17 protein-coding genes are annotated in these 22,009 nt (G+C 72.8%); 9 read left to right on the top strand and 8 right to left on the bottom strand.

Annotation, left to right across the window (positions count from 1 at the left end; genetic code table 11):
- Nucleotides 1-317: 317 nt before the first annotated feature.
- Together STRTUCAR8_RS13310 and STRTUCAR8_RS13305 are read right to left on the bottom strand one after the other, a co-directional pair.
- Nucleotides 318-1,733 (bottom strand): HEXXH motif domain-containing protein, encoded by a 1,416-nt coding sequence (locus STRTUCAR8_RS13310; protein WP_006376231.1) that lies wholly within the window; start codon nt 1,731-1,733, stop codon nt 318-320.
- The gene (locus tag STRTUCAR8_RS13305) at nt 1,730-2,971 is read right to left on the bottom strand and encodes an FxsB family cyclophane-forming radical SAM/SPASM peptide maturase (protein WP_006376288.1); all 1,242 of its coding nucleotides are present in this window, start codon (nt 2,969-2,971) and stop codon (nt 1,730-1,732) included. The genes STRTUCAR8_RS13310 and STRTUCAR8_RS13305 overlap by 4 nt, the downstream gene beginning before the upstream one ends.
- A 287-nt stretch (nt 2,972-3,258) precedes the next feature.
- On the opposite strand from STRTUCAR8_RS13305, the gene fxsA reads away from it, so the two are divergent.
- From fxsA to STRTUCAR8_RS13290, 3 genes are all read left to right on the top strand, one after another.
- On the top strand, nt 3,259-3,483 hold the full coding sequence (gene fxsA, locus STRTUCAR8_RS13300) for an FxSxx-COOH cyclophane-containing RiPP peptide (RefSeq protein WP_006376268.1): 225 nt from the start codon (nt 3,259-3,261) through the stop codon (nt 3,481-3,483).
- Nucleotides 3,484-3,618: 135 nt separating this feature from the next.
- Nucleotides 3,619-7,368, top strand: coding sequence for an FxSxx-COOH system tetratricopeptide repeat protein (gene fxsT / locus STRTUCAR8_RS13295; protein ID WP_006376321.1), 3,750 nt, complete (start codon nt 3,619-3,621; stop codon nt 7,366-7,368).
- 160 nt (nt 7,369-7,528) lie between these two features.
- On the top strand, nt 7,529-8,542 hold the full coding sequence (locus STRTUCAR8_RS13290) for a hypothetical protein (RefSeq protein WP_006376333.1): 1,014 nt from the start codon (nt 7,529-7,531) through the stop codon (nt 8,540-8,542).
- A gap of 12 nt (nt 8,543-8,554) precedes the next feature.
- On the opposite strand, the gene STRTUCAR8_RS13285 is transcribed toward STRTUCAR8_RS13290, so the two are convergent.
- From STRTUCAR8_RS13285 to STRTUCAR8_RS13270, 4 genes are all read right to left on the bottom strand, one after another.
- Nucleotides 8,555-10,936: a hypothetical protein gene (locus STRTUCAR8_RS13285; RefSeq protein WP_006376267.1), complete on the bottom strand. Its 2,382-nt coding sequence runs from the start codon at nt 10,934-10,936 to the stop codon at nt 8,555-8,557.
- A 113-nt stretch (nt 10,937-11,049) separates the two neighbouring features.
- On the bottom strand, nt 11,050-12,135 hold the full coding sequence (locus STRTUCAR8_RS13280) for an ATP-binding protein (RefSeq protein ID WP_006376277.1): 1,086 nt from the start codon (nt 12,133-12,135) through the stop codon (nt 11,050-11,052).
- Nucleotides 12,132-13,073 carry a hypothetical protein gene (locus STRTUCAR8_RS13275; RefSeq protein WP_006376250.1) on the bottom strand — a complete coding sequence of 314 codons (942 nt, stop codon included), beginning with the start codon at nt 13,071-13,073 and terminating at the stop codon, nt 12,132-12,134. The genes STRTUCAR8_RS13280 and STRTUCAR8_RS13275 overlap by 4 nt, the downstream gene beginning before the upstream one ends.
- Nucleotides 13,074-13,215: 142 nt before the next feature.
- Complete coding sequence (locus STRTUCAR8_RS13270; protein WP_234372452.1) at nt 13,216-14,427, bottom strand: cation:proton antiporter; 1,212 nt, start codon at nt 14,425-14,427, stop codon at nt 13,216-13,218.
- A gap of 339 nt (nt 14,428-14,766) precedes the next feature.
- Here STRTUCAR8_RS13270 and STRTUCAR8_RS13265 point away from each other — a divergent pair, with 339 nt between their 5' ends.
- From STRTUCAR8_RS13265 to STRTUCAR8_RS13245, 5 genes are all read left to right on the top strand, one after another.
- Nucleotides 14,767-15,807 (top strand): LacI family DNA-binding transcriptional regulator, encoded by a 1,041-nt coding sequence (locus STRTUCAR8_RS13265; protein WP_044472123.1) that lies wholly within the window; start codon nt 14,767-14,769, stop codon nt 15,805-15,807.
- Between the two features lie 163 nt (nt 15,808-15,970).
- The gene (locus STRTUCAR8_RS13260) at nt 15,971-16,918 is read left to right on the top strand and encodes an LLM class flavin-dependent oxidoreductase (RefSeq protein ID WP_006376297.1); all 948 of its coding nucleotides are present in this window, start codon (nt 15,971-15,973) and stop codon (nt 16,916-16,918) included.
- 61 nt (nt 16,919-16,979) lie between these two features.
- On the top strand, nt 16,980-17,549 hold the full coding sequence (locus tag STRTUCAR8_RS13255) for a MarR family winged helix-turn-helix transcriptional regulator (protein WP_006376307.1): 570 nt from the start codon (nt 16,980-16,982) through the stop codon (nt 17,547-17,549).
- A 65-nt stretch (nt 17,550-17,614) separates the two neighbouring features.
- On the top strand, nt 17,615-18,358 hold the full coding sequence (locus tag STRTUCAR8_RS13250; RefSeq protein WP_006376207.1) for a type 1 glutamine amidotransferase: 744 nt from the start codon (nt 17,615-17,617) through the stop codon (nt 18,356-18,358).
- A gap of 89 nt (nt 18,359-18,447) precedes the next feature.
- Nucleotides 18,448-18,966, top strand: a complete 519-nt coding sequence (locus STRTUCAR8_RS13245; RefSeq protein WP_044472121.1) for a DUF6174 domain-containing protein — start codon at nt 18,448-18,450, stop codon at nt 18,964-18,966.
- A 6-nt stretch (nt 18,967-18,972) separates the two neighbouring features.
- On the opposite strand, the gene STRTUCAR8_RS13240 is transcribed toward STRTUCAR8_RS13245, so the two are convergent.
- Both STRTUCAR8_RS13240 and STRTUCAR8_RS13235 read right to left on the bottom strand, forming a co-directional pair.
- Complete coding sequence (locus STRTUCAR8_RS13240; protein WP_006376249.1) at nt 18,973-19,458, bottom strand: hypothetical protein; 486 nt, start codon at nt 19,456-19,458, stop codon at nt 18,973-18,975.
- A 73-nt stretch (nt 19,459-19,531) separates the two neighbouring features.
- The gene (locus STRTUCAR8_RS13235; protein ID WP_006376300.1) at nt 19,532-20,629 is read right to left on the bottom strand and encodes a magnesium and cobalt transport protein CorA; all 1,098 of its coding nucleotides are present in this window, start codon (nt 20,627-20,629) and stop codon (nt 19,532-19,534) included.
- A gap of 258 nt (nt 20,630-20,887) precedes the next feature.
- Here STRTUCAR8_RS13235 and STRTUCAR8_RS13230 point away from each other — a divergent pair, with 258 nt between their 5' ends.
- Entirely contained in the window at nt 20,888-21,766 is an 879-nt protein-coding gene (locus tag STRTUCAR8_RS13230) for an alpha/beta fold hydrolase (RefSeq protein WP_006376257.1), read from the top strand.
- The last annotated feature ends 243 nt before the right edge of the window (nt 21,767-22,009 follow it).

The following is a 22,009-nucleotide window of genomic DNA, read 5'->3' as shown; positions in this document are numbered from 1 at the left end:
GTCAAGGTTTCCAGCGCGTAACGCGTCCGCTGGGTGGAACGGATGCCGACCGGTCGAACGTGAGGGTGCCCGATCATCGCCGGTCGAGCGTCTGAGAAGAGGGGATGGGTGCAGGGCGTCGCACGAGGCCGGGCCGGACAGGACTCAGCCGACAGACTCAACGAGACTGGCCCGGTGGCCCGGTGGCCCGGTGGCCCGGTGGCCCGGTGGCCCGGTGGCCCGGTGGCCCGGTGGCCCGGTGGCCCGGTGGCCCGGTGGCCCGGTGGCCCAGCCACGCCTCGGGCTTCGGATGGGCATGTCGGCAGTACCGGCCCGGCTCACGCCGACAGCCTGCGGGCTCCCTCCCCGTCGCCGTTCCGGTTCTGCCAGTCGGTGCGGTGGGCGCGGGCCGCCGATTCGGCGTGGCGCAGGGCCGGGGCGGGCACCGGCAGGCGGCGCAGGGCGTCCAGGGTGGTCAGCATGTGCTGGGCGAAGCGGTCGCCGAGGGGGGTGAGCCGGCCCGAGGACAGGGCGACGGTGGTCGCCTCGTGGGCGGCCAGCCGCCAGCGGGCGAACTGGGCGTGCGCGGTGGCGCGCAGCGCCGGGTCGGGTTCCGTCTCCCGGCGGCGCTCCCAGAAGCGGGCGACGCCCAGATGCGCGTACGCCCCGTGGAACAGGCCGGGCAACGGGCGGGGGTCGGGCCGCCAGGGGGCGTAGAAGCGGTCGGGGCCGCCCGGTTCGAACAGGTCGAAGAGATGGAGCAGCGCCGCCAGTTTGTTGTGCTGCGTCTCGTGCGTGAGGGTCACCGCGAGGCCCGTCGCCGAGGTCGGCGGAGACAGTGCCATACAGCCGAACGTCTCCGCGCGGCTGCCGCTTCTGTTGCCGTGGCCGGGGCGGATCAGCGGCACCAACAGATGTGGTCCGGCGGCCAGTTCCGCGTACGTCTCGGGATGGTCGGCGCGCAGGAGCCGGCAGGCGCCCCGGGCCGGGCCGGCCCACCGGTGCGCCTCGGCGGCGGAGAGGCCGTCCGGGTGGCGGGCGGAGTGCGGGAAACAGGGCGGGTCGAGGGTGTCCAGCAGCAGCGGGGCGCCGCCGTCGAGGACGGTGAGCAGCTGCGCGCCGTACCAGCGGCCGGTGATGCCGTGGAAGCCGTCGGGGTCGACGGAGCTGACGGGTTCGGGTGCGTGGCCGCCCAACGGACCGCCGGGGTAGGGGAGTCCGGGCACCTCGACCGTTTCGCCCACCGCTGTGACGCGGCACCGGCCCGCCCCGTCGACACGTACCTCGGCGAGGTCGCCGGGGCGGGCGCCGGGAAAGCGGGCGCGGCCCAGGGACGGCAGGGCGGCCCAGGAACCGGCGAGGGGCAGCTCGGCCCGGGTCGGCAGCCCCGCACGGGCAGCCGCCGACACCGCCAGGGCCGTGAACCAGTGCACGGGTGGCGGGAGTTGACCGTTCGGGTGGCGCAGCTGGGCCAGCAGGCCGAACAGGGCGGGGCCCGCCGACGGGTGGGTCAGTACGGCCGCCACCGCCTCGGGCGAGGCACGCGTGGCGTCGGTGAACAGCCCCCAGGCGCGCTCGGCCGCCTCACCGGCCCGCCCCCCGGTCTCCCGGGCCGCCACGGTCACGGCGTACGCGCAGGCCAGGCGCCTGCTGTACTCGGCACGGCCCAGCAGCCGCAGGGCCTCCGCCCCGCCACCGCCCGCGGCGATCGCGTCGAACAGCGCCCCCGGCATCCGGTGCGGCGACGGGTTCATGCCGCTCCCGAGGACAGCGCCACGCCGGGCGCCCCCAGGTCCGCGGTCAGGCGTCCCCGTACGCGGCCGATGAGTTCGGTGAGGTCGGCGCAGTACACGCTCGGGTTGGCGAAGCCCGTGGCGCGGTCGTAGCGGGTGGCGTAGTGGCCGCCTCCGCAGACCCGGTGCAGGGGACAGGCGAGGCAGGCGGCGGACAGGGCGGCGGTGCCCCACTGGCGGGCCGCGACGCCCGGGTGGAGCAGCAGGGTGTCGAAGGAGTGGCGGTGGATGTCGAGGCCGGTCCGGGCGGCGCCGTCGTACGCGGTGCGCAGCGTGTCGTCCTGGGTGAGGGAACCGTCGGTGTCGACCACCGCGTAACGCACCGGGGACAGACCGAGTGCCTCGCTGCGCGGGGTGGCGCCGAGCAGCAGGGCGAGAAGGTTGTCGAGGAGGCGGACCGAGGTCTCCTTGGTCCGGGCGCCGTACCAGCGCTCGAAGACCGCCCACAGCCAGTCCGCGTACGGGGTGCGCCGGCCGCGCGGGTCCAGACCGGGGGGCGGGGTCTGCCAGTTGCCCAGCGGGAGAAGGAAGTCGACGGCCGGGGGGCCGTGGGTCAGCAGGGCCTCGTACGTACGCACCGGGTCGTTGCGCAGGTCGATCGTGCACAGCAGCGCGCCGAACAGCCGGCGGTGGCGCCCGCTCGACAGGCGACGCAGCGAAGCCTCGACCCGGGCGTGGCTGCCGCGGCCGTCGGCGCCCCGGCGGTGGCGGTCGTGGGCCGCCCGGGTGCCGTCCGTGCTGACGCCGATCCGGACGTCCAACTCGCCCAGCAGATCGAGACGTTGCTCTGTCAGACGCAGCCCGTTGGTCTGCAGGCTCAGGTGCAGGCGTACCCCGTCACCGAGCACCGCGCGCAGGGTGCGGACCGTCCGGGCGAGCGCCTCGTCGCCGATCAGCAGCGGCTCGCCGCCGTGCAGGACCACGCCCGCCTCGGTCGTCCCGTGCGCGGACAGGTGCTCGGCGATCCGCTCGGCGGTGCGGGCGAGGGTCGCCGGGGTCATCGTGCGGGGCTGGGCACGCCAACTCTGGTCGTGCGAGCGGTACATGTAGCAGTAGTCGCAGGCCAGGTCGCAGCGGCTGTGCACCTTCAGGACGAAGGAGTCGAGCGGAGTCGGCTGCCAGCCGGCCGCCCGGCGCGCCGTCACGTCGGCGATCGTCGGCCAGGGCGGTTCGGTCCGGCCCAGTGGCGGTCGACTCATCCGCTTCCCCCCGAAGGCGTACGTCGCGGACCCAGGGCCTGTCCGGTGCCTGCCCGGTGCCTGTCGTGCCGCCCGTCCGGGCGTCGCCGACGGCACACTCTGTTCGACGTGCGACCAGTATTCGGGCGGGTCAACTTCAGCGTCAACATCATGAATGAGCCAACGAAGGTCGACTGCGGGGAAGTTGAGCGACGCTCACCGTCTCCGGCTCCTGCCGTAACGGCAGTTGGCGGCGTTACGCTGGAGAGCCTCTCCGTGTTCCTCCGACACCCCATGGAGTGACCCGCATGGCAGTCGCCGACGGCACCGCCCCCGCCGGGGCGGGTACAGGAGCGGGACCGGGTGAAGGCCCGGACCCCGAGGTCGAGTCGGTCGTTCTCGACCTGGTGGCCCTGTCGCCCGAGGACATCGGAACCCTGCCCGACTCGGTGCTCGGCGCGTTGCTGCGCCAGGTGTACGACAGCTGCGCCGAGGGCAATCCGTTCGTCACCGGGCACAGCGAGAGCGTATGAGACACGGGGCACGCGGGATTGCTCCGGACGCCGTGCGCCAGGTGCGCGGCGTCCTATACTGGCGCTCCTCGGCCGCCCTTTTTGTCCCCCTTGTTCACCGCCGCGCCGAGCGGAGACGTGCCGAGCGGAGAAGCCATGCCAGACGCCAACACCCCTGACCGGCCAGGGCCGTTCGCGGTCTTCCTCGCCACCTCCGAGAACCTGGGCCTCAGCACGACCCTGCGCAACGTCGCCGACATCCTCGCCGACACCAACCGCAGCGTCCTCCTCGTCGACGGCCGCTCCGGCGAACCCGGCGCGAGCGCGCCCTTCCCCCACCCCGAACCCGGCCGGGTGCACACCGCGACCGCTCCCGGCGGCCCCGCCCTGGCCGCGCTCGCGGAGGACCCCGTCGCCGCCGAGTACGACCATCTCCTCGTCGAGGCCCCTGTACCGGACGCCTCCGAGGAGACGGAACCGGTGCGCTTCGCCGCGGACGCCGACACGCTCGTCGTCTGTTTCGCGATGACCGCCTGGTCCATCGACGGGGCCGCCGCGCTCGCCGAGGACCTGATCGTCCGCCGGGGCGGCCGGCCCGTGCGGCTGCTCACCCTCGGCCTCAAGAGCGACATCGGCGTCCACGACCGGCTGCGCGACTCCCGCGAGCGGGTGCGCCGGAAGTTCGCCCCGGTCGCCGCCGCGCTCGGCGGGACTGATGTCACCTTCCTCGAAATCCCGTACAACCCGCTCTACCAGGACAGCCGCAGCCTCGCCGTCGACGCGGAGGACGTCGGCACGATCAGCGGACTGCGCCCCTACTACGAGCAGCTCGCCGACTGGCTGCGCGCCCGCCGCGCCACCCGTCTCACCGACGTCACCGTCGTCCACTCGGCCCGGCACGCCCTGTGGGCCGCGTGGCTGCGCGACCGGCTCGCCGTCAAGGGAGTGCGTACGGAGCTGCGCCGCGCCGACACCTACGCCGGCGAACGCCCCGACCCCGGCGCCGCGTTGCTCTTCCTGTCGCCCGACGACGCCGACGACACGCTCCTCGAACAGATCGGTGCCCTCTCCCACACCGACGTCCGCATCCTCCTCGTCGACGAACCGTTCCCGCACACCGAGGCCGCCCACCACGAGCGGATCGACCTGCGCGACACCACCGAGGACCAGGCGCTGCGGCTGCTGTACACCGGCCTCGGCCTCGGCGCGGCCGAACCCGGCGACAGCGGTGACGGGGCCGGGTTCCCGCGGCTGCCGGAGACCACCAACGTGGGGGCGCGCAACAACGCCTTCGTGGACCGCCCCGCTCTGCTCGGCACGCTCCACGAGGAGCTGCGCGGCGCCGCCCGCGACGGCGCGTGCCTGGTGCTGCACGGCCCCAGCGGCTGGGGCAAGAGCGACACCGCGCACGAACTGTGCCACCGGGTCGGAGCCTCGTACGACGTGGTGTGGTGGGTGCGCGCCTGGGAGCGCACCCGCGTCGAGCGCGGCCTCGGCCGGCTCGCCGGGCGTCTCGGCGCACCCGAGGACCGGGTCGGCACCGACGGGGACGGCGTCTCCCGGCTGCTGTCGCGGCTCTCCCGTACCGACGGCGAGGCGGACAGCTGGCTCATCGTCTACGACGGTGTCACCGACCCCGCCGAACTGCGCGGCCTGCTGCCCGTACCGCACGAGCGCGGGCACGTCCTCATCACCAGCCGGACCGCACCGGCCGGCAGCGACCCCGCCGAGGACGTACGCCCGCCGCATCTGCGGCCCCTCGGCATCGCCCCGATGGACGCCGAGGAGAGCCGCGCGCTGCTCGCCGAGAAGGTGCCGGAGGTCAGCGAGCGACAGGCCCGGCAGATCGCCAGCGTCGTCGACTCGGTCCCGCAGGCACTGCACCTCGCCGCCCACTGCCTCGCCGAGCGGACCGCCGCGCACCGCCGCGACGACCACATGAACCAGGACGCCGCGGTCCGCGCCGCCGTCGGTGACCTCCTCGCCGAGTACCGCGCCGGCAAGACCGAACTCCTGCGCACCACCGACGCGGTGTCGCCCGTCGCCGTGATGGTGCGGGTCGCCCGGCGCGTCGTACGGACCACCCCGGGCGCTCTCGCCTGGGGCGCCGAGAGCCCCGAACGCGACGCCGTGGGCTGGCTGTTGGGCGCCGCCTCCCTGCTCACCGGGCGAGGCATGGGCCTGGAGCTGCTGCGCTCGCGCCGCATCCTGTCCGAACTCGCCCGTGACGACGAGTCGTCGACGCCCGCACCCGCCGGCACCGAGGTACTGCTGCCCGACGAGCACATGGTGAGTGTCGCCCTGTGGGCCCTGGCCCAAGTGGGCCTGCTGGACGTCGACTTCGACCGCGCCCGGCAGCCGCTCGTCCAGCATCACGGGCTGCGCGACCTGATCCGCGCGGACATGGACCCCGCCGAACGCGCGCACATCGAGTCCGTGCTGCGCAGCGTCCTGTCCGAACACGCCTCGCAGAAAGAGGACCTGCCCCCCGACTGGGCCCGCGAGGTGTTCTCGCTGCGCCTGTGGGAGGACCCCCGGCCCCGGGTGCGGCGCTCGCTGCTGCGTCACCTGGGCGCGCTCAGCCAGCGTGCCGAGGCCGCCGACCTCGACCGCCTCCTCGACATCGCCGGGCAGGCCCGTGAGCAGTGGCGAGTCGACAACAGCGACACCACCGACAACAACGACAACAGCGCTGGCAGCGAAGGCAGCCACAGCAGCCGCGACAGTGACAGTGACAGCGGCGGCCACGGCGACGAGCAGTCACCCGAGTACCTGCGGCTGCTCAACTTCGTCGCCCGCGCCCACCGGCTGCGCGGCGACTACGACCTCTCCCGGCGGATCGCCCAGGACGCCCTGCGCGGCCACCGCCGGCTCCTCGGCATCACCCACCCGCGCACCCTGCTCTCCGCCGACTCCTACGCCGCCACCCTGCGCGCGCTGGGCCGCTTCGACGACGCCCTGCTGCAGATGCGGCCCGTCCTCGCGGGCCTCACCCTGCTGCTCGGCCCGCAGCACACGGCCACCATCCAGGCCGAGCACAACCTCGCCCTCACCGAGGCGCTCACCGGCCGGGTCGCCCCCGCCCTGGCCGCCATCCAGGACCGCTTCCGCTACCGCCAGGCCGTCGGCGGCACCGACGACCCCGTCGCCTGGAACGCCGCCGAGCTGCTCGCCTACCTGTACCGCGCCGCCGGACGCGACGGCGAGGCGCGTGACCTGCTGCGCCAGAAACTGCGCCGGCACGGCGACACCTGGGACCTGGTCCGGCTCCGTACCGAGGTCGGCCTCGCGGTCAGCGAACGCCGGCTCGCCGACGGCTTCCCCGCCTTCAAGGACCCCCTCTACAGCTACGAACTCGCCCACGAACGCGACCTGCGGGCCCTCGGCCTGTACGTCGACCGGTTCGGCCCCGACCGCTTCGACACCGTGCGCTGCCGGTTCAGCTACGCCGCCGACCTGCACGCCCTCGGCAAGGTGGAGGAGGCCGAACAGCAGGCCCGGCAGTGCGTGGACAGCCTCGCCCGCTGGTTCGGGCCGGGGCACCCCTACACGGGCGTGGCCCAGGTGCGCCACGGGGTCTATCTGCGGGCCGGCGGCGAGCTGCGGCTGGCCGAGGGCGTCGGCCGGGGCGCGCTCAACCTCCTCACCCACAAGCTGGGCCGGGCCCATCCCTGGGTCGCCGTCGCGGAGAACTCCCTTGCGGCGACGCTCGCTTCGGCGGGCCGCGACGAGGAGGCCGTCGAACTCGCCCGCACCGCCCTGGCCCGCCTCGGCGATCTGGGCATCGCCCACCGAGTCGGTGGCCGCCGGGTCGGCGCCCACCTGGACCGCCTCACCGGCGTCGACCCCACCCGCCCCGTCCCCCCCTCGGGCTACGACATCGACCTGGAACTCCCCGACGTATGACCCACCGGCCCGCACGACAGCCCCCGCCCACCGACCGGCAAGGCACCGACGAGTAAGCCACCGCCCCAGCAAGGCACCGAGCCGCGAGCCACCGAGCAGCTAGCCGCCGACCAGTACGCCACCGGCCGGCACCGCACCGACCAGTGAAAGGTGAGTACCCGTGGCAGCCCCCGTCCCGCTCCGGAGCACCACGCTGAAGGAGTCCCACTGGACTTCCAAGCGCCACGGCCTGATAACCGCGCTGTGCGAGGAGACCCTCGCGCGGACGCCCGCGATCCGGTCCCTGGCCCACTACAGCAACGGCATCCTCGACTTCGCCGTCCTGAGAGCGGACCGCGCCCCGCTCTCCAGCCTGATCACGGAGATCGGTGACGACGCGCAGAACGAGTCGCTGCCCGGCTCCAGGCTGCTGCTGTGCACGCAGGATCTGGGCGCCGTCCTGCGCCCGCTGAAGACCGGCGAGCTGATGCGCACGGTCCTCGCGGGCACGCGCGCCGGCCTGTGGGGCGGCCGGGCCCGCCCCGACGAGTTCCTGGCGGCGGTGACGGACGTACCCGACGCCGTGCCCGCCATGGACGAGGCGATGAACGGGCTCGTCGCCCGTATCCGCACCGAGGTCCACGGGCTGCCCGACGAGTTGCTCGGCGGTGACGCACAGGCGAGGCCCCATCTCCAGAGCGGGGAGGCGCCCGCGGGCCCCCACGTCGACTTCGGAACGGCCGCCGCCCCCGACACCGTGTACGAGCAGCGCCTGCGCGATCTGTGGCGCGGCCATGTGAACACCACGGACCTCCAGTACGCGGGCTACTACCGGGACTGGACCCTGGTCTGTGTCGGTGACGTCTTCGACAGCCAGGAACTCGGCCCCCGCTTCATGGACGTGAGCGTGCGCACCCGGCGGACCGCCTACCGCGACCTCTCACGCAGCCTGCGCGGCCATCTGATCCGCCTCAAGGACGCGCTCGACCTGATCGCCCCGCCCCCGGGCAGCGGCGCCTCCGTCGAACGGCTCGTCCTCGACGTCCAGGAGGGCGCGGTGTACGTCCACTGGACCTCGCCCCGCGCCTTCCTCCTCGGCGTCACCCTCGACCAGCGGCAGGTGGGCAACGCGGAACGGCGGCTCGCGGGCCTCGCCCGGACCACGGGCGGCGTGACCGTACCGCCGCCCCGCTGAACACCCGTACCACTAAGGCACGGCCGGAGCGCTCAGCGTCCCCCACACCTCCTCCGCCAGCACCTCCACCGTGCGGGCCGGGGTCAGCGGGTGCTGGTGCTCGGCGTTGCCCAGCAGATGCACCGGCAGCACCTCGACCGCGCTCTCGTACTCCCGGCAGATCCGGCGCAGTTCGCTCAGCTGCACCTCGGTCGGCGAACCCGGCGTCGCCGCCCGGGCCCAGGTCGCGACAGCGCCCCGGAAGTCCTCCGTCAGCGCCCGCACCAGGGTCGCGCAGCCCAGCACGCTCAGCTCCGCCGCGCTCGCCGCCGTCCGCCGGTTCATGGTCCGGCCGGCCACCCGCCGGGTCACCGACTCCAGCATCGCCAGCGCGTCCCGGAACCGGCGCCACACCGGCCCCGGCAACTCCTCGGCCGGCTCCGCCTCGGGGGCCGTGTGAACGGACTGGGGCGTCCCGCCGGGCGCCCCCGTCGCGCCGGGACGCACCTCCAGCGTCATCGCGGCCAGGTTGCGACGCATCTCGTCCAGGTGGGCCGTCTGCTGCGCCAGGTTCCGGCGCATCCGCTCGCCCAGTTCGGCGAGATCCTCCTCCCGGCCCTCCTCCACGAGCCGCCGCTCCAGCTGCAGCAGCGCCTCGTGCACCTTCTTCGGGAACCCGCCCTGCCGGTACACCAGCGGGCGGGAACCGATCGACCGGCCGAGCCGGTCCTGCATCGCGTGCGACACCAGCCCGTTGACCACCAGCAGTGCCTCGAACCGCCCCGGGCGCACCGCGCCGCGCAGCCCGTTCACCTGGGTGACGATCCGTTCGACGTCGTCGGCGAGGAGCAGGGAGCGGGCGTAGACCACCGCGATGTAGGCGTTCGGGGCCGGCGACAGCCAGTACAGGACCTCCTCCCGGCCGCCCGCCGAGCGCGCGAGCCTCGCCGGCACCGGATCACGGGAGGCGATCCGCCACTGCCCGAGATTCAGCGCGTCGTGCACATCGCCCATGACCCGCTGGTACGACACCCGCTCGTGCAGCGCCCGTACCGCCTTCAGGACGGTGACGCCCGGCACCCGTCGCACCAGGCCCGCGGTGTCCTCACTGAGCTGCCAGGCCTCCCGGCACGTCTTGAGCACCTCACGGGGCACACCCTCGGTCAACTCGTGCAGCAGCCGCAGGGCTTCGTCGTCGAAGGGCCCGGTGGGCGGCGGCGCGGCGCCGGTTGCGGGCGACGGCTCGGACGTCCCGTCGGCGCCGGCCGTCACCTCGCCCGTGCCATTCGTGTCGAGCGCCCCGTCGGCCCCGCCCGACCCGTCCGCCTCCCCGCCCGAGGCCAGATAGCGGGCCACCAGCTTCCCCGTACGGTCCTGGTCGAGCCCTGTCGGCCACAGCTGCACCACCCGCTCGTGCACGCTCTGGCGCAGCGCCCGCAGTCCGTCGGGCGAGGAGCAGAAAACCAGCAGACCGCCGTGGCTCGTGTAGATGTTGATGAGGCGTTCGAAGGCGTCCATGAACGCGCCCCGGTTGTCCGCCGGCCAGTCGAGCACCTTCTCCAGCGAGTCGAGGAGCAGGACGTACGGCTGTCCGACCCGGCCGTGCAGAAAGCCCTGCACGGTCAGCGCGTCGAAGACCCGGTCGATGCCCGCGGCGAGGTCGTGGCGCCCGTCCGACGGGCCGATGGCCTCGGTGATGCCACGCTCACGCAGCGGCTCGGCGGGCTCGGCGCCGTTCAGCCAGTTCCACACCATGCGGTTGAACGGCGGCTCCAGCAGCAGCGCGAGCGCGGTGGAGTACCGGCGGTGCTCGGTGACATCGCCCAGGGTGCCGCGCAGATCGGCGTGGATCACCTCGGGGTCGTAGCGAAGTGCCGACACGACCTTGTCCGGGTCGAGGACCCGGTCACGCAGCCCGGTGGCGATCTCCCGCAGGGTGCCGCGCCGCGGGTCGTCGTCGGCCGCGCCGACCCAGCCGGCCGTCACATAGGCGTAGTAGTCCCGCACCAGTTCCTCGAAGGCCCGTTTGCCCTGCTCGGTGTCGCCGGGTCCGCGCAGCCGGTCGCGGTAGAGCCGCCCCATGTCCTGTGCGGGTTCGTCCACTATCCACGTCGCGGTCTCGGCGTGCCGTGCCCGGATCGTCTGGTAGGTCCGGCGCAGGGCGTGGCTCTTGCCGAGGCCGAACTCGCCCACCAGAGCGATCGCCCGGCCACGCCGGCCGCCGGCGGCGGGTGGCGCGAAGTAGTCGTCGACGAGCCCCTCGACGTCCTTGATCAGCGGGGTGTCGATGTGGGCGTTGCCCGAGTCGGCCGCCCGGACCCGCGCGTCCCCCAGGTCGGACAGGGGTCCGAGGCGCACGACAGGGCTCAGCGGGAAGGGGTTCTGGTGCCAGGTGTGTCCACTGGTCGGTGTCACGATGGCACTCCTCATGTGTCCGGTGTCGGCCTTGGGAGCGGCGAGCGGGTGCGGCGGGTACGTCTGTTCGGTTCCTGTGTACGGCCGGAACGGGTGCGTCGGGAGCCCCTCGGTCAGTCGGATCTGCGGGGCGGGCGGCCCATGTCCGCGAGGCCGAGGTCGGGCGGGGTGAGATGGTCGGCGGTCACCCGTACCCGGCCGTCCGTGAGTCTCTGCTCCTCGGCGATCCGGAAACACTGCTGGCGCAGGTACCGGACGTCGGCGAAGCGCCACAGGTTCGCGTCCCCGCCCCGCCCCGGGATCGCGGGCGGCGGAGGCGGCGCGTTCCCGCCGTCGGGATGGCCGCCGCGAACGGCCTCGGTGAACTTCACGGTGTCCTCCGTGGCGAGCGAACCGAGCGAGAGATGGGTGACCGCCTTGCCCGTGGGCAGCCCCGCGATCACCTCGCCCGCCGTGTCCGGATCCTGATGACTCATCTCGACGAACAGTACGATCCGGCTCTGTGCGTGACTCAGCCAGGTTTTGAGGAAGTCCGTCCGCACCTCGCCCCCGGCGTCCCGCCAGTCGATGTGCGGGATGATGGCGAACAGCAGACCGTTCTGCCGGGTGAGCAGTCTGCTGATGCCGCGGAACGCCGCGCGGATGTCGTCGCCGGTGACCGACGGGTCGAGCGGAACCCCGGGGAACTCCTTCTCCAGGGTCTCGACGAGCTTGTTGCGAATGGCCGCGTTGATCTTCTGGGTGCTGACGAAGTGGCCGCTGCCGTCCCAGCTGACGTCCTCACCGCCGTTCACGTACCCCCCGGCCATCGCCACGATGGGACGCGGCGCGAGGTGGGACCGCTCCTGCTCCCTGAACCTCCGTGCGAGCTCCTGGAAGTACTCGTGCGCCCGGTGCACGCACCGGTGGATGAGGGTGGTCTTGCCCATGCCCACCGGCCCGGTCACCACGACCAGATGCCCGCGTACGTCCGGCAGCAGCAGCCCGGTCAACTGAGCCCGGAGACACTGCTCGAACAGGTCGAACTGCTCCCGGGCGTGGTCGACGTCGACCCACTGGTGGGCGTGGCTCCCGTCCTTCCAGGGCACCAGCGGATGGTCGTCCATCGGCCGGGCGTGCCCAGCGGGCAGCAGGTCCCTGATGTCGGGAAGGAACACGCCGAACGGGTTCTCGTCGTACTCGTCCTGTGCCGTGGTCACTCCGCGCTCCCCGTCCCCGCTGCCCCGGGGCGTACCGGCCGGTGCCGGACGGCGCGCCAACTCCAGTGCAGGGAAGTGCGGTCGAGGCCGGGCAGGGAGCGCAGGCAGCGGTCCACGGACTCCTGCTCGCTGTTCGCCCGACGCGTGCGGGTCGGCGCGTCGAGCAGGTACCGGCCTGCTGTCCGCGGCAACGGCTCGGCCAGCGGCAGCGCGTCGGTGAGCCGCTCCGCCTCGGCACGCCGGGCCGAGGGGCCGGGCACCCGGGAGAGGGCGACGGTCAGTGCGTCCCGCGTGGCGCGCACCGCCGTGTGGTCCGCCCGCTCGTCCTGGCCGTACTCGGCGAGGTACTCCCGTACGGCCGCCCGGTAGGCGCTCTCCGTCGTCCCCAACTCCTGCCGCAGCGAACGCCGTTCGGACTGGCCGCGTTCGTAGGACTGACCGCCCAGGGTGAGCAGCGCACCCGCCAGGAGCAGGGGCAGCTGTTTCAGCAGGGCGATGAGCCAGCCGTCCTCGCCGCCGCCCTTGTCCTCCTGCGCGGCCGACGCCGGGGAGTCCGACTCGGCGGCCATCAGCGCGGCGCAGGCCCGCCCGAAGTCGTCGTCGTGGTCCTTGGCCCACCGTTCCGGCGACACCTTCGCGTCGGCCTTCAGCAGCCCCAGCCTGACGGCCGCCGGGAGCAGGTCGGTGCGGTGGACGGGGTCGAGGCAGTACACCAACTGGGCATCCCGCTCAGGGGAGTCGGCGCCCCCGGAGGCGGCGAAGGCCGGCGCGGTACCGGTGGCCAGCAGCAGGAGGACCGCCCCGGTCGCCGCGCGGGACGCGTGCCGTCCGCGAGGCCGGCGGCCCGGGGGAGCGGTACCCCGAGGGCTCCGGGCGCTCCGGGGGTTCCCGGCGCCCCGGACCGGCGGCCGGGTGTCGTCGCGGGGCACCCCTCGCACCCCTGATCTCCTCGCCTGCCTCATCAGCGTCTCCCCCGTCCGGTGCCGGAACCTCACACACTCACACGCCTGCTGGGTCTCGTACGTCTTGCATTCCCCACGGCCGCCGCCTGTCCCACATTTCCGGCCGCCCGAACTCCGTTCACGCGACCGACTGTTCGTCCTCCGTCCGCTGGTCGTACGGGGAGTGACGCTCGGAGCCGGAGGAGAGTTCCCGGCGTCCGCGTGCCCGCCGTCGCCGGGGCGGATGAGCCAGGAGCGCCTGCGAGGTGCCGTACAGCAGGTTGACGGTGATGACGGCCGGCCCGACGGTCGCGGCGGTGCCCGGGAAGTCCCGTTCCAGGGTCAGGGCGATCAGTACGGCAGTGATGCCGTTCTGCTGGCCGAGACCGAGCGCGATCCGGTCCCCGCGCTCCAACCCCCTGACGAACAACGGCAGTACGACCAGCGCCACCACCGCCTGCGCGGCGAACGCCGCCACCCCGAGCACGAACCCCGGCCACAGCCGCACCCCGTGCGCGAGCAGCAGCCCGAGTGTCAGGAACGCGGCGAGGAACGCGCCGCCCACCGCCCGGCCGACCGCCTTGTCCAGCACCGTGGCACGCAGCACGAGACCGGCCAGCGCCACCCCGAGCATCAGCTGGTCCAGCGCCGCGAGCACCAGCATCGCCCCGACGAGCAGCACCGCGCCGCCCGCCTTCGTGCGCCGGACCGCCACCACGTCCGGCAACCGTGACGCCACCCGCCGCCCGGCCCACCACAACAGCACCACGGCGGCCAGGAGTACGGCGTTGAAGAGGAGCCCGGTCGCGTAGTCGCCGCCCGCGCCCCGGCTGATCTCGGGGGTGCCCTCGTGCCCCGCCGCCGTATAGGCGTACCCCGCCAGATACAGCGTCAGCAGGACCGTCATCGGGTCGTCGAACGAGGCCCACGCCGTCAGCAGCGACCGGGCGCGCGGCGACATCCGCCCCCTGCCGGTCAGGGCGGCCACCGACAGCGGGTCGATCTGGGCGACGGCGATGCCGAGCACCAGGTACTCCGGCCGCCGGAACACCAGCACCATCGTGCCGGCGATCAGTCCGGCCTTCAGGACCACACCCAGGGTGACCGCGGCCACCACACCGGGCAGATCGGCCCGCAGCGCCCTGAGATCGATCGAGTACGTGCTCCCGTACAGCCCGACCGCGAGCAGCAGCGCCGCCCCGAGCACATAACCGTCGGAACGCACCAGCGCCGAGACGTCCACCACCAGACCGGCCAGCACGCCGACAACCAGCAGGCCCGCCGCGCCGAGCACGATCCCGGAGACCACCTCGGGCAGCCTTCGTAAGCGGGTGCGCAAGGATGTCCCCATGGCCTTGTCCCCCCTCCGCTCCGCCCCCGCGCGCTGTACGGCGGGACCGGAGACATGCCCCCGGTGGTACGGGTGTGACCGCCCGTGGGGCAGGTGAATGCTAGGGGCCCTGGTGCCGAGGGAAAAGGCCGCACACCAGCTCTTCCGCCCGGCTCGTCGACGCCCCCTGGCCGGTACGCGACCCGACGGGCCGGCGCCGCTGCCGTCCCACCCTGTCCCGTCCCGTCCGTCCTGTCCTCACGATGCCCGGCACGAGGCACCCGCGAACCCGTTTCGGTGCCCTGGCCGAAAGCCAACGTTCTTTTCCAGCAGGGTATTTGACGCCCGTAGACTCACCCGGTGACAAAGGTGACACGCGACGACGTCGCCAGGCGCGCGGGCACTTCCAGCGCGGTCGTCAGTTACGTCGTCAACAATGGCCCCCGGCCCGTCTCGGCGGAGAAACGCCGACGCGTTCTCGAAGCCGTGAGGGAACTCGGCTACCGCCCCGACCGGGTGGCCCAGGCCATGGCCAGTCGCCGTACGGACCTGCTGGGGCTGATCGTTCCGGACGCCCGCCAGCCATTTTTCGGGGAAATCACCCATGCGTTGGAACGCGCCGCCGCCGACCGGGGGAAAATGGTGCTCGTCGGTAACTCCGATTACCAGGAGGAGCGCGAAATCCATTACCTGCACGCCTTTCTGGGGATGCGGGTGTCGGCGCTGATCCTGGTGAGTCTGGGGCTCGGTGACCGGATCGCCGCGGAGCTCGACGCCATGGACACCCGGGTCGTGCTGATGCACGAACGGTCCGCGTCCGTACGCAAGTTCGCCGTGGTCACGGACGATGTCGAGGGTGCCAGGATGGCCACCCGGCATCTCCTCCAGCACGGTCACACCGCCGTGGCCTGCCTGGGCGGCCCCGAGTCGGCTCCCATGGCCGGCGATCCCGTCGCCGACCATGTCGAGGGCTGGCGCAAGGCGATGGCGGACGCCGGCCGCCCCACCGAGGGCCTCCTCCACCGAGCCCCCTACAACCGGTACGACACCTACGAGGCCGCACTGCGCCTGCTCGCCGCCCCCGGCCGGCCGACCGCCGTGTTCTGCTCGACGGACGACCAGGCCATCGGCCTGCTGCGGGCGGCACGCGAGCTGGGCGTCGACGTACCCGGCGAACTGGCCGTGGTGGGCTTCGACGACGTCAAGGAGGCGGCGATGACCGACCCGCCCCTGACGACGGTCGCCTCCGACCGCGAGGGGATGGCCCGCAAGGCGGTGGACATGGCGCTCGATCCGGACCTGGACACGGCGTCACCCGGCGAGACGGACCGCACCCGCCGTTTCCCGTCCCACCTGGTCGTCCGGACGTCCTGCGGCTGCCCGAACCCGGCCCGAACCTGAACCCGAGCTCGCACCCGGCCCCGGACCCGGCCTCCCGCGACCTGGCCGCCCGGACTCCGACCGCCACCGGCTGAGTCTCCGCCCGCCGCCGAACACCGTTGACCCCTTGCCGTAGAGGTCCGACCGATTTATTGTTTGACCTCAAACGAAAGGTGCGTACGACATGACCGCGACTCCTCGTATGCAACTGGTCCTCAGTGAGAACTGGACCATGACCGGCGGGCGCGTCGACCTGCCGCTGCTCCTGCGCTGGGCCCGGGAGGCCGAGGACGCCGGATTCGACTCGGTGATGCTCAGCGAGCACATCGTGCTCGGCCCCGACGCCGGCGCGAACGGTGTCATGGGCAACCCGCGCGACTGGGCGCTGCCGGGCAACCAGGACCCGTACATGCCCTGGCCCAACTCCCTGATCCTGCTCGGCGCGATCGCCTCGGTCACCGAGCGGGTCCGGCTGGCCGCGTCGGCGGTGATCGCCCCCTTGCGTCATCCCCTGCTGCTGGCAAGGGAGTTGGGCACGCTCGACCTGCTCTCCGAGGGCCGGCTGATGGTGCTGCCCAACGTCAGCTGGAGCCGGGACGAGTACGACGCGCTCGGGGTGCCCTTCACCCGGCGGGGACGGCTGCTCGACGAACACCTGGAGATCTGGGCGAAGTTGTGGGGGCCGTCGCCGGTGTCCCACGAGGGCGGGAACTACCCGTTCGAGAACGTGTACTTCGAGCCCAAGGCGTACCGGGCGGACGGGCCCCGCCTGTGCTTCGGCGGAGCCGGGATGCACGCGGCGATGGTGCGGCGGCTGGTGCGGCACGGGCACGCCTTCAATCCGCTGGGGCGGCCCACGGCCGAGGAGATGGGGATCCTCGGGGAGGCGATGAAGGAGGCGGGGCGGGATCTGTCCGACCTGGAGATGATCGGCGGGGTGCGGGTGGAGTTCCCGGACGACCGGTCCTGCGCCGACCTCGGGGCGGCGCTCGCCTCGATTCCCGAGCAGATGGAGCTGGGGTTCACGACGTTCTGCGTGAAACCCTCCCAGTTCACCGATGATCCGGACGGGGTCGGAGCGTTCTGCCGCGAGGTGATGAGGCGGGTCGCGAGGGGAGCGTCCGCCGTGTGAGGCGGCCGGGTTCGTACAATTTGGTGCCGAACGACATGGTGTCGTGGGAGGGGATGTGCCGGTGACGCAGCGACCGATCGTCGAGACCGAACAACTGGTCAAGGCCAAGCTCGGGGACATCCCGATCCGGCACGACCAGATGGCCGTCGTCGCGAACATCCACCGGGCCGCCTCCGCCGTGCGCCAGCATGTCGAGAACTCCGTGCTGCGGGGAGCGGATCTGACCTGGACCGGGTTCGTCGTGCTCTGGGTCGTCTGGATCTCCGGGGAGACCGAGACACGGCTCGTGGCGGAGGAGGCCGGGATCTCCAAGGGGACGCTCACCGGCGTGGCCCGGACCCTGGAGTCACGTGGGCTGGTCCGGCGTATCGAGCACCCGTCCGACGGGCGGCGGGTGCTGCTCGGGCTCACGGACCAGGGGGAGACGCTGATGCGGACGCTCTTCCCGGACTTCAACGACGAGGAGGCGTTCGTCGCCGCGCCGCTGAGCGCCGAGGAGTGCCGGGCCACCGCGGACGCGCTCCGCAGAATCGTCGTCCAGGTCGAGACCCACGGCGAGGACCGCCGGCTGGAACTGCTGGACGGCGCCGAACCCGCCCCGCGCCGCAGCGGACGGCGCCCCAAGCGCTGACCCGCGGCCCCCGGCCGTGACCTCGCCCCGCCCCCGCCCCCGCTCTGTCAGAAGTGGAGAACCCCGTGCGCGCCCTCGTCATACGTCACGACCATCTCTCGCTGTCCGGTCCCGTCGGCGACCGGATAGCCCAACTCGGCTATGAGATAGACGAGTTGCTCGTCGTACCGGCCGAGCGGTACGACAGCCCCGGTGTGGAGTGCGACTTCCCCGACCCGGCCGGATACGACCTGGTCGTGCTGCTCGGCGCGCCCTGGTCGGTCTACGACAGGGCCTCGGTCGCGCCCTGGATCGACGGCGAACTGGAGCTGCTGCGCACCGCGTACGCCGCCGAACTGCCCGTGCTCGGCATCTGCTTCGGGGCGCAGGCGCTCGCCACCGCCCTCGGGGGGAGCGTCGAGGCGGCGCCCCGGCAGGAGATCGGCTGGACGGCCGTCGAATCGGACGTGCCCGGACTGATTCCGGCGGGTCCCTGGTTCCAGTGGCACTTCGACCGGTTCACGGTCCCGCCCGGCGCTGTGGAGCTGGCCCGTAGCGCGGTCGGTCCGCAGGCTTTCCGGGCCGGACGGGCGCTCGGGGTGCAGTTCCATCCCGAGCTCGACGAGGAGACCCTGCTCCAGTGGCTGGACGCCGGCGGCCGGGCCGAGGCCAGGGCGCACGGTGAGGACCCGGAACAGTTGCTCGCCGAGACCCGCGCCCGGCACGAGGAGTCACGGCAGCGGGCGTACGACCTCGTGGACGCCTTCCTCGCGCGGATCGCCGGGGTGACGGCGGACCCGGCAGCGGCAGGGCAGGAGCGCGCGGCCTGAGAGAGCTTTCGGTGCTCCGATGAACGTTTCCCGGTGAATACGCGTCGTAGCGGTAGTCGGGACTCGTTCGTTTGTTCAGGGGGATCACCATGGCTTCGGTCCGATTGCTGTCGTCCGTCGTGCTGGTCGGGGGACTGCTGTGCACGGTCGTCGGCTGTGAGAAGGATGCCGGGGCCTCGGAGCCGGGGCGGAGCTCGTCGGCGGTCTCGCCCGCCCCCTCCTCCTCGTTCTCGTCGTTCGCGGAGTCCTGGAAGGAGCCCGCCTCGTACGCCTACACGCTGACGTCGAGCGAGGGGGAGCGCAGCCTCGTCGGCACGTTCCGGGTGACGGTGCGGGACGGGAAGGTCGCCAAGGTGGTCGGGCTCGACGAGAGCGGGCGGGGCGCGGTGCGGCGCGCGCCCGAAGAGGTGCCCACCATCGGCGGGCTCCTGGACCAGCTGGCCCGGGCCCACGACGAGGGCGCGGACACTGCGGAGGCAGAGTACGCGCCCGACGGCCACCCCGTCCGGATCACCCTGGACCCGGAGGAGAACGCGGCCGACGACGAGGAGGCGTACGTCATCACCGACTACGAGCCGCAGTCGGCGGCAGCAGGGAAGAAGTCCTAGCTGCAGCTAGTTCTGGGCGTCGTGGTCGTTGAGGTCCTCGAAGGTGCCGCCGACCTTCTGGCGCAGGGACTCCTGGAGTTTCGGGGGCGCGCTGATGACCCACTTGTTGCCGACCAGGTACTTGCCGCCGTAGATGGCCGCGCTGTCGAGCCAGATGAGCTTGTACTTCTCCTCGGGGAACGTCGTGATCAGGTAGTCGCCGTCGGCGGTGTGGCAGACGCCCTCGCGCAGTTCCTTCGCGTCGGTGCGGATCGTCACCTCGCAGCCGGTCAGCTTGGCGATCACCTCGACCTTGGCCGGCGCGACCACGGCCGCCACGGGGGCGGGCGGCATGGACTCCGACGCGGACGGCGACGCCTTCTTCCCGGAGTCGCTGTCCGAATCGGAGCCCGCCGTGCAGGCGGTGGTCAGGGGGAGGGCGACGGCCGTCAGAAGCGCGGCGAGCGCGACGGCCCTTCGGGAGGACGGTCGCCGGGGGTGCTGCTGGGACACTGCGCTGCTCCAGGTCGGGTGGTACGGCGGACGTACGACTCGACAGAAGGTACGGGCGAGCGGTGGGCCGTGTTCACAGCCAGCCGTTGCGTTTGAAACCGCGGTGGACGAAGAAGCAGGCGGCGGCGATGACGCCGAGGACGAGCGGGTAGCCGTAGCGCCAGTGCAGTTCGGGCATGTGCTGGAAGTTCATGCCGTAGATCCCGCAGACCATGGTCGGTACGGCGACGATCGCGGCCCACGCGGTGATCTTCCGCATGTCCTCGTTCTGGCCGACGGTGACCTGCGCGAGGTGGGCCTGGAGGATCGAGTCGAGCAGGGCGTCGAAGGCGTGGATCTGCTCGGTGGCGCGGATCAGATGGTCGGACACGTCCCGGAAGTAGGCCTGTATCGCCGGCTCGACGGACGGCATCGGCTCACTGGCCAGCTGCTGGAGGGGGCGGCCGACAGGGACCACCGCCCGCTTCAGTTCGAGGAGTTCACGCTTGAGCTGGTAGATACGGCCGGCGTCGGCGGTGCGCGGGCTCTGCGGGGAGAACACGTCCGACTCGACCTGGTCGAGGTCGTCCTGGAAGGAGTCCGTGACGTTCAGGTAGTCGTCGACGACATGGTCGGCGATGGCGTGCAGCACCGCGGCCGGGCCCCTGCCGAGCTGCTCCGGGTCGGACTCCAGCTCCTCGCGCAGGGGCCCGAGGGAGCCGTGCCTGCCGTGCCGGACGGTGACGACGAAGTCGGGGCCGGTGAAGACCATGATCTCGCCGGTGGTGACGACCTCGCTGGTCGCGGTGAGCTCCTCGTGCTCGACGTAGCAGACCGTCTTGAACACGGCGAACAGGACATCGCCGTACCGCTCCACCTTGGGGCGCTGGTGGGCCTGGACCGCGTCCTCGACGGCGAGCGGGTGCAGCCCGAACAGTTCGGCGACGCGGGCGAACTCCGTCGCGGAGGGCTCGTGCAGACCGAGCCAGACGAAGCCGCGGTTGTGCTTGCGGACGCGGGCGACGGACTCCTCGACGGTGGGCGCGGTGGGCTGGCGTACACCCTCGCGGTAGATCACGCAGTTGACGACGGTCGAGCCGAGCGGTGACCGGGCGGGGTGACTGAGATCCACCCGCCGCCGCCCACGCCGAGCCAGGCGGGCCACTTTGCGCAGGCTGCCGACCATCGACATGCGGTTGCTCCTTCTCCGGGTGCGGACAGTGTGCCAGGTGGGGGTAAGGGGGAGGTCAGGGGGCGGCCGGGGGAGCGACCCGGCCTCCCGGTGGCTCCGGAAACAGCCGGGGGAGGGGTGGGCCGGCCGGTCTGGGCGCCCCGCGCTCGAACGTCACGTGCCGGACATACCCGTTTCGCCCTCTGTGCATCCGGGCAGGGATCGGGCAGCGTGGTCCCGGTCGAGTGAGTCGGCCAGGGGGAGGGGGACGCGGCGGTGGTGGCGGACCATGTGCGGACCGCGGACGGGCGGCGCCTACGGGTCGAGATCTCGGGAGACCCGAACGGACACCCCGTGTTCCTCCTGCACGGCACACCCGGCAGCCGGGTCGGCCCCAGGCCCCGTGCGATGTTCCTGTATCAGCGCGGCGCCTGCCTCATCAGCTACGACCGTCCCGGATACGGCGGTTCGGACCGCAAGGCGGGGCGCCGGATCGTCGACGTGGTGAACGACGTCTCCGTGGTCGCCGACGCCCTCGGGATCGACCGGTTCGCGGTGGCCGGGCGATCCGGCGGCGCCCCGCACGCCCTCGCCTGCGCCGCCCTGCTGCCGGACCGGGTGACCCGGGCCGCCGCGCTGGTCGGGCTCGCGCCGAGGAACGCGGAGGGGCTCGACTGGTTCGCCGGCATGGCGCCCTCCAACGTCAACGAGTTCAGGACGGCTTTCACCGATCCGGAGCGGTTCGCGGCCCGGCTGATCCCGCGGTCGGCGGCCATCCGCAGCGATCCGGCGAAGCTCCTCGAGGAACTGCGCACGGAACTCACCGACGACGACCGGATGATCGTCTCCGACAACTCCATCCGCTCGATGCTTCTGCGCAACTACCTTGAGGCGCTGCGCACTTCACCGTACGGCTGGATCGACGACGCCCTCGCGCTGACCGGCCCGTGGGGATTCGACCCGGCGCAGATCGATGTGCCGGTGCTGTTGTGGCACGGCGGGCTGGACGTCTTCTCGCCCGCCTCGCACTCCTCCTGGCTGGCGGCCCGTATCCCGCGCGTCACAGCCGTCCTGGAACCGGCGGCGGCCCACTTCGCCTCCCTGCGCGCACTGCCGACCGCCCTCAACTGGCTGCTCGCGGACACGGCTCAGCCCTGAGGCCTGCCGTCGAATTACCGCCTGCCCGGCGACGCCACGCACGCCCACTCGCCGCATACCGGTACGAGGGCCCGCGCCCGGCACGCCGAGAGCACGCGCCCATTCGGACATCAGCCGTCGCCGCGGCGGGCGCCAGGCCCGGCCCTCCGGCCGGACGACCGGAATCTGACGACAGACCCCAGCCCCAGCCCTGGCCGACTGGGGCGGCCGGCCGACGCCGACGCCCCGTACCTCACCGCGCCC

The sequence above is a fragment of the Streptomyces turgidiscabies Car8 genome, from assembly GCF_000331005.1.
GTDB classification, from domain to species: domain Bacteria; phylum Actinomycetota; class Actinomycetes; order Streptomycetales; family Streptomycetaceae; genus Streptomyces; species Streptomyces turgidiscabies.
This window is presented reverse-complemented; position numbering and strand designations above follow the sequence as displayed.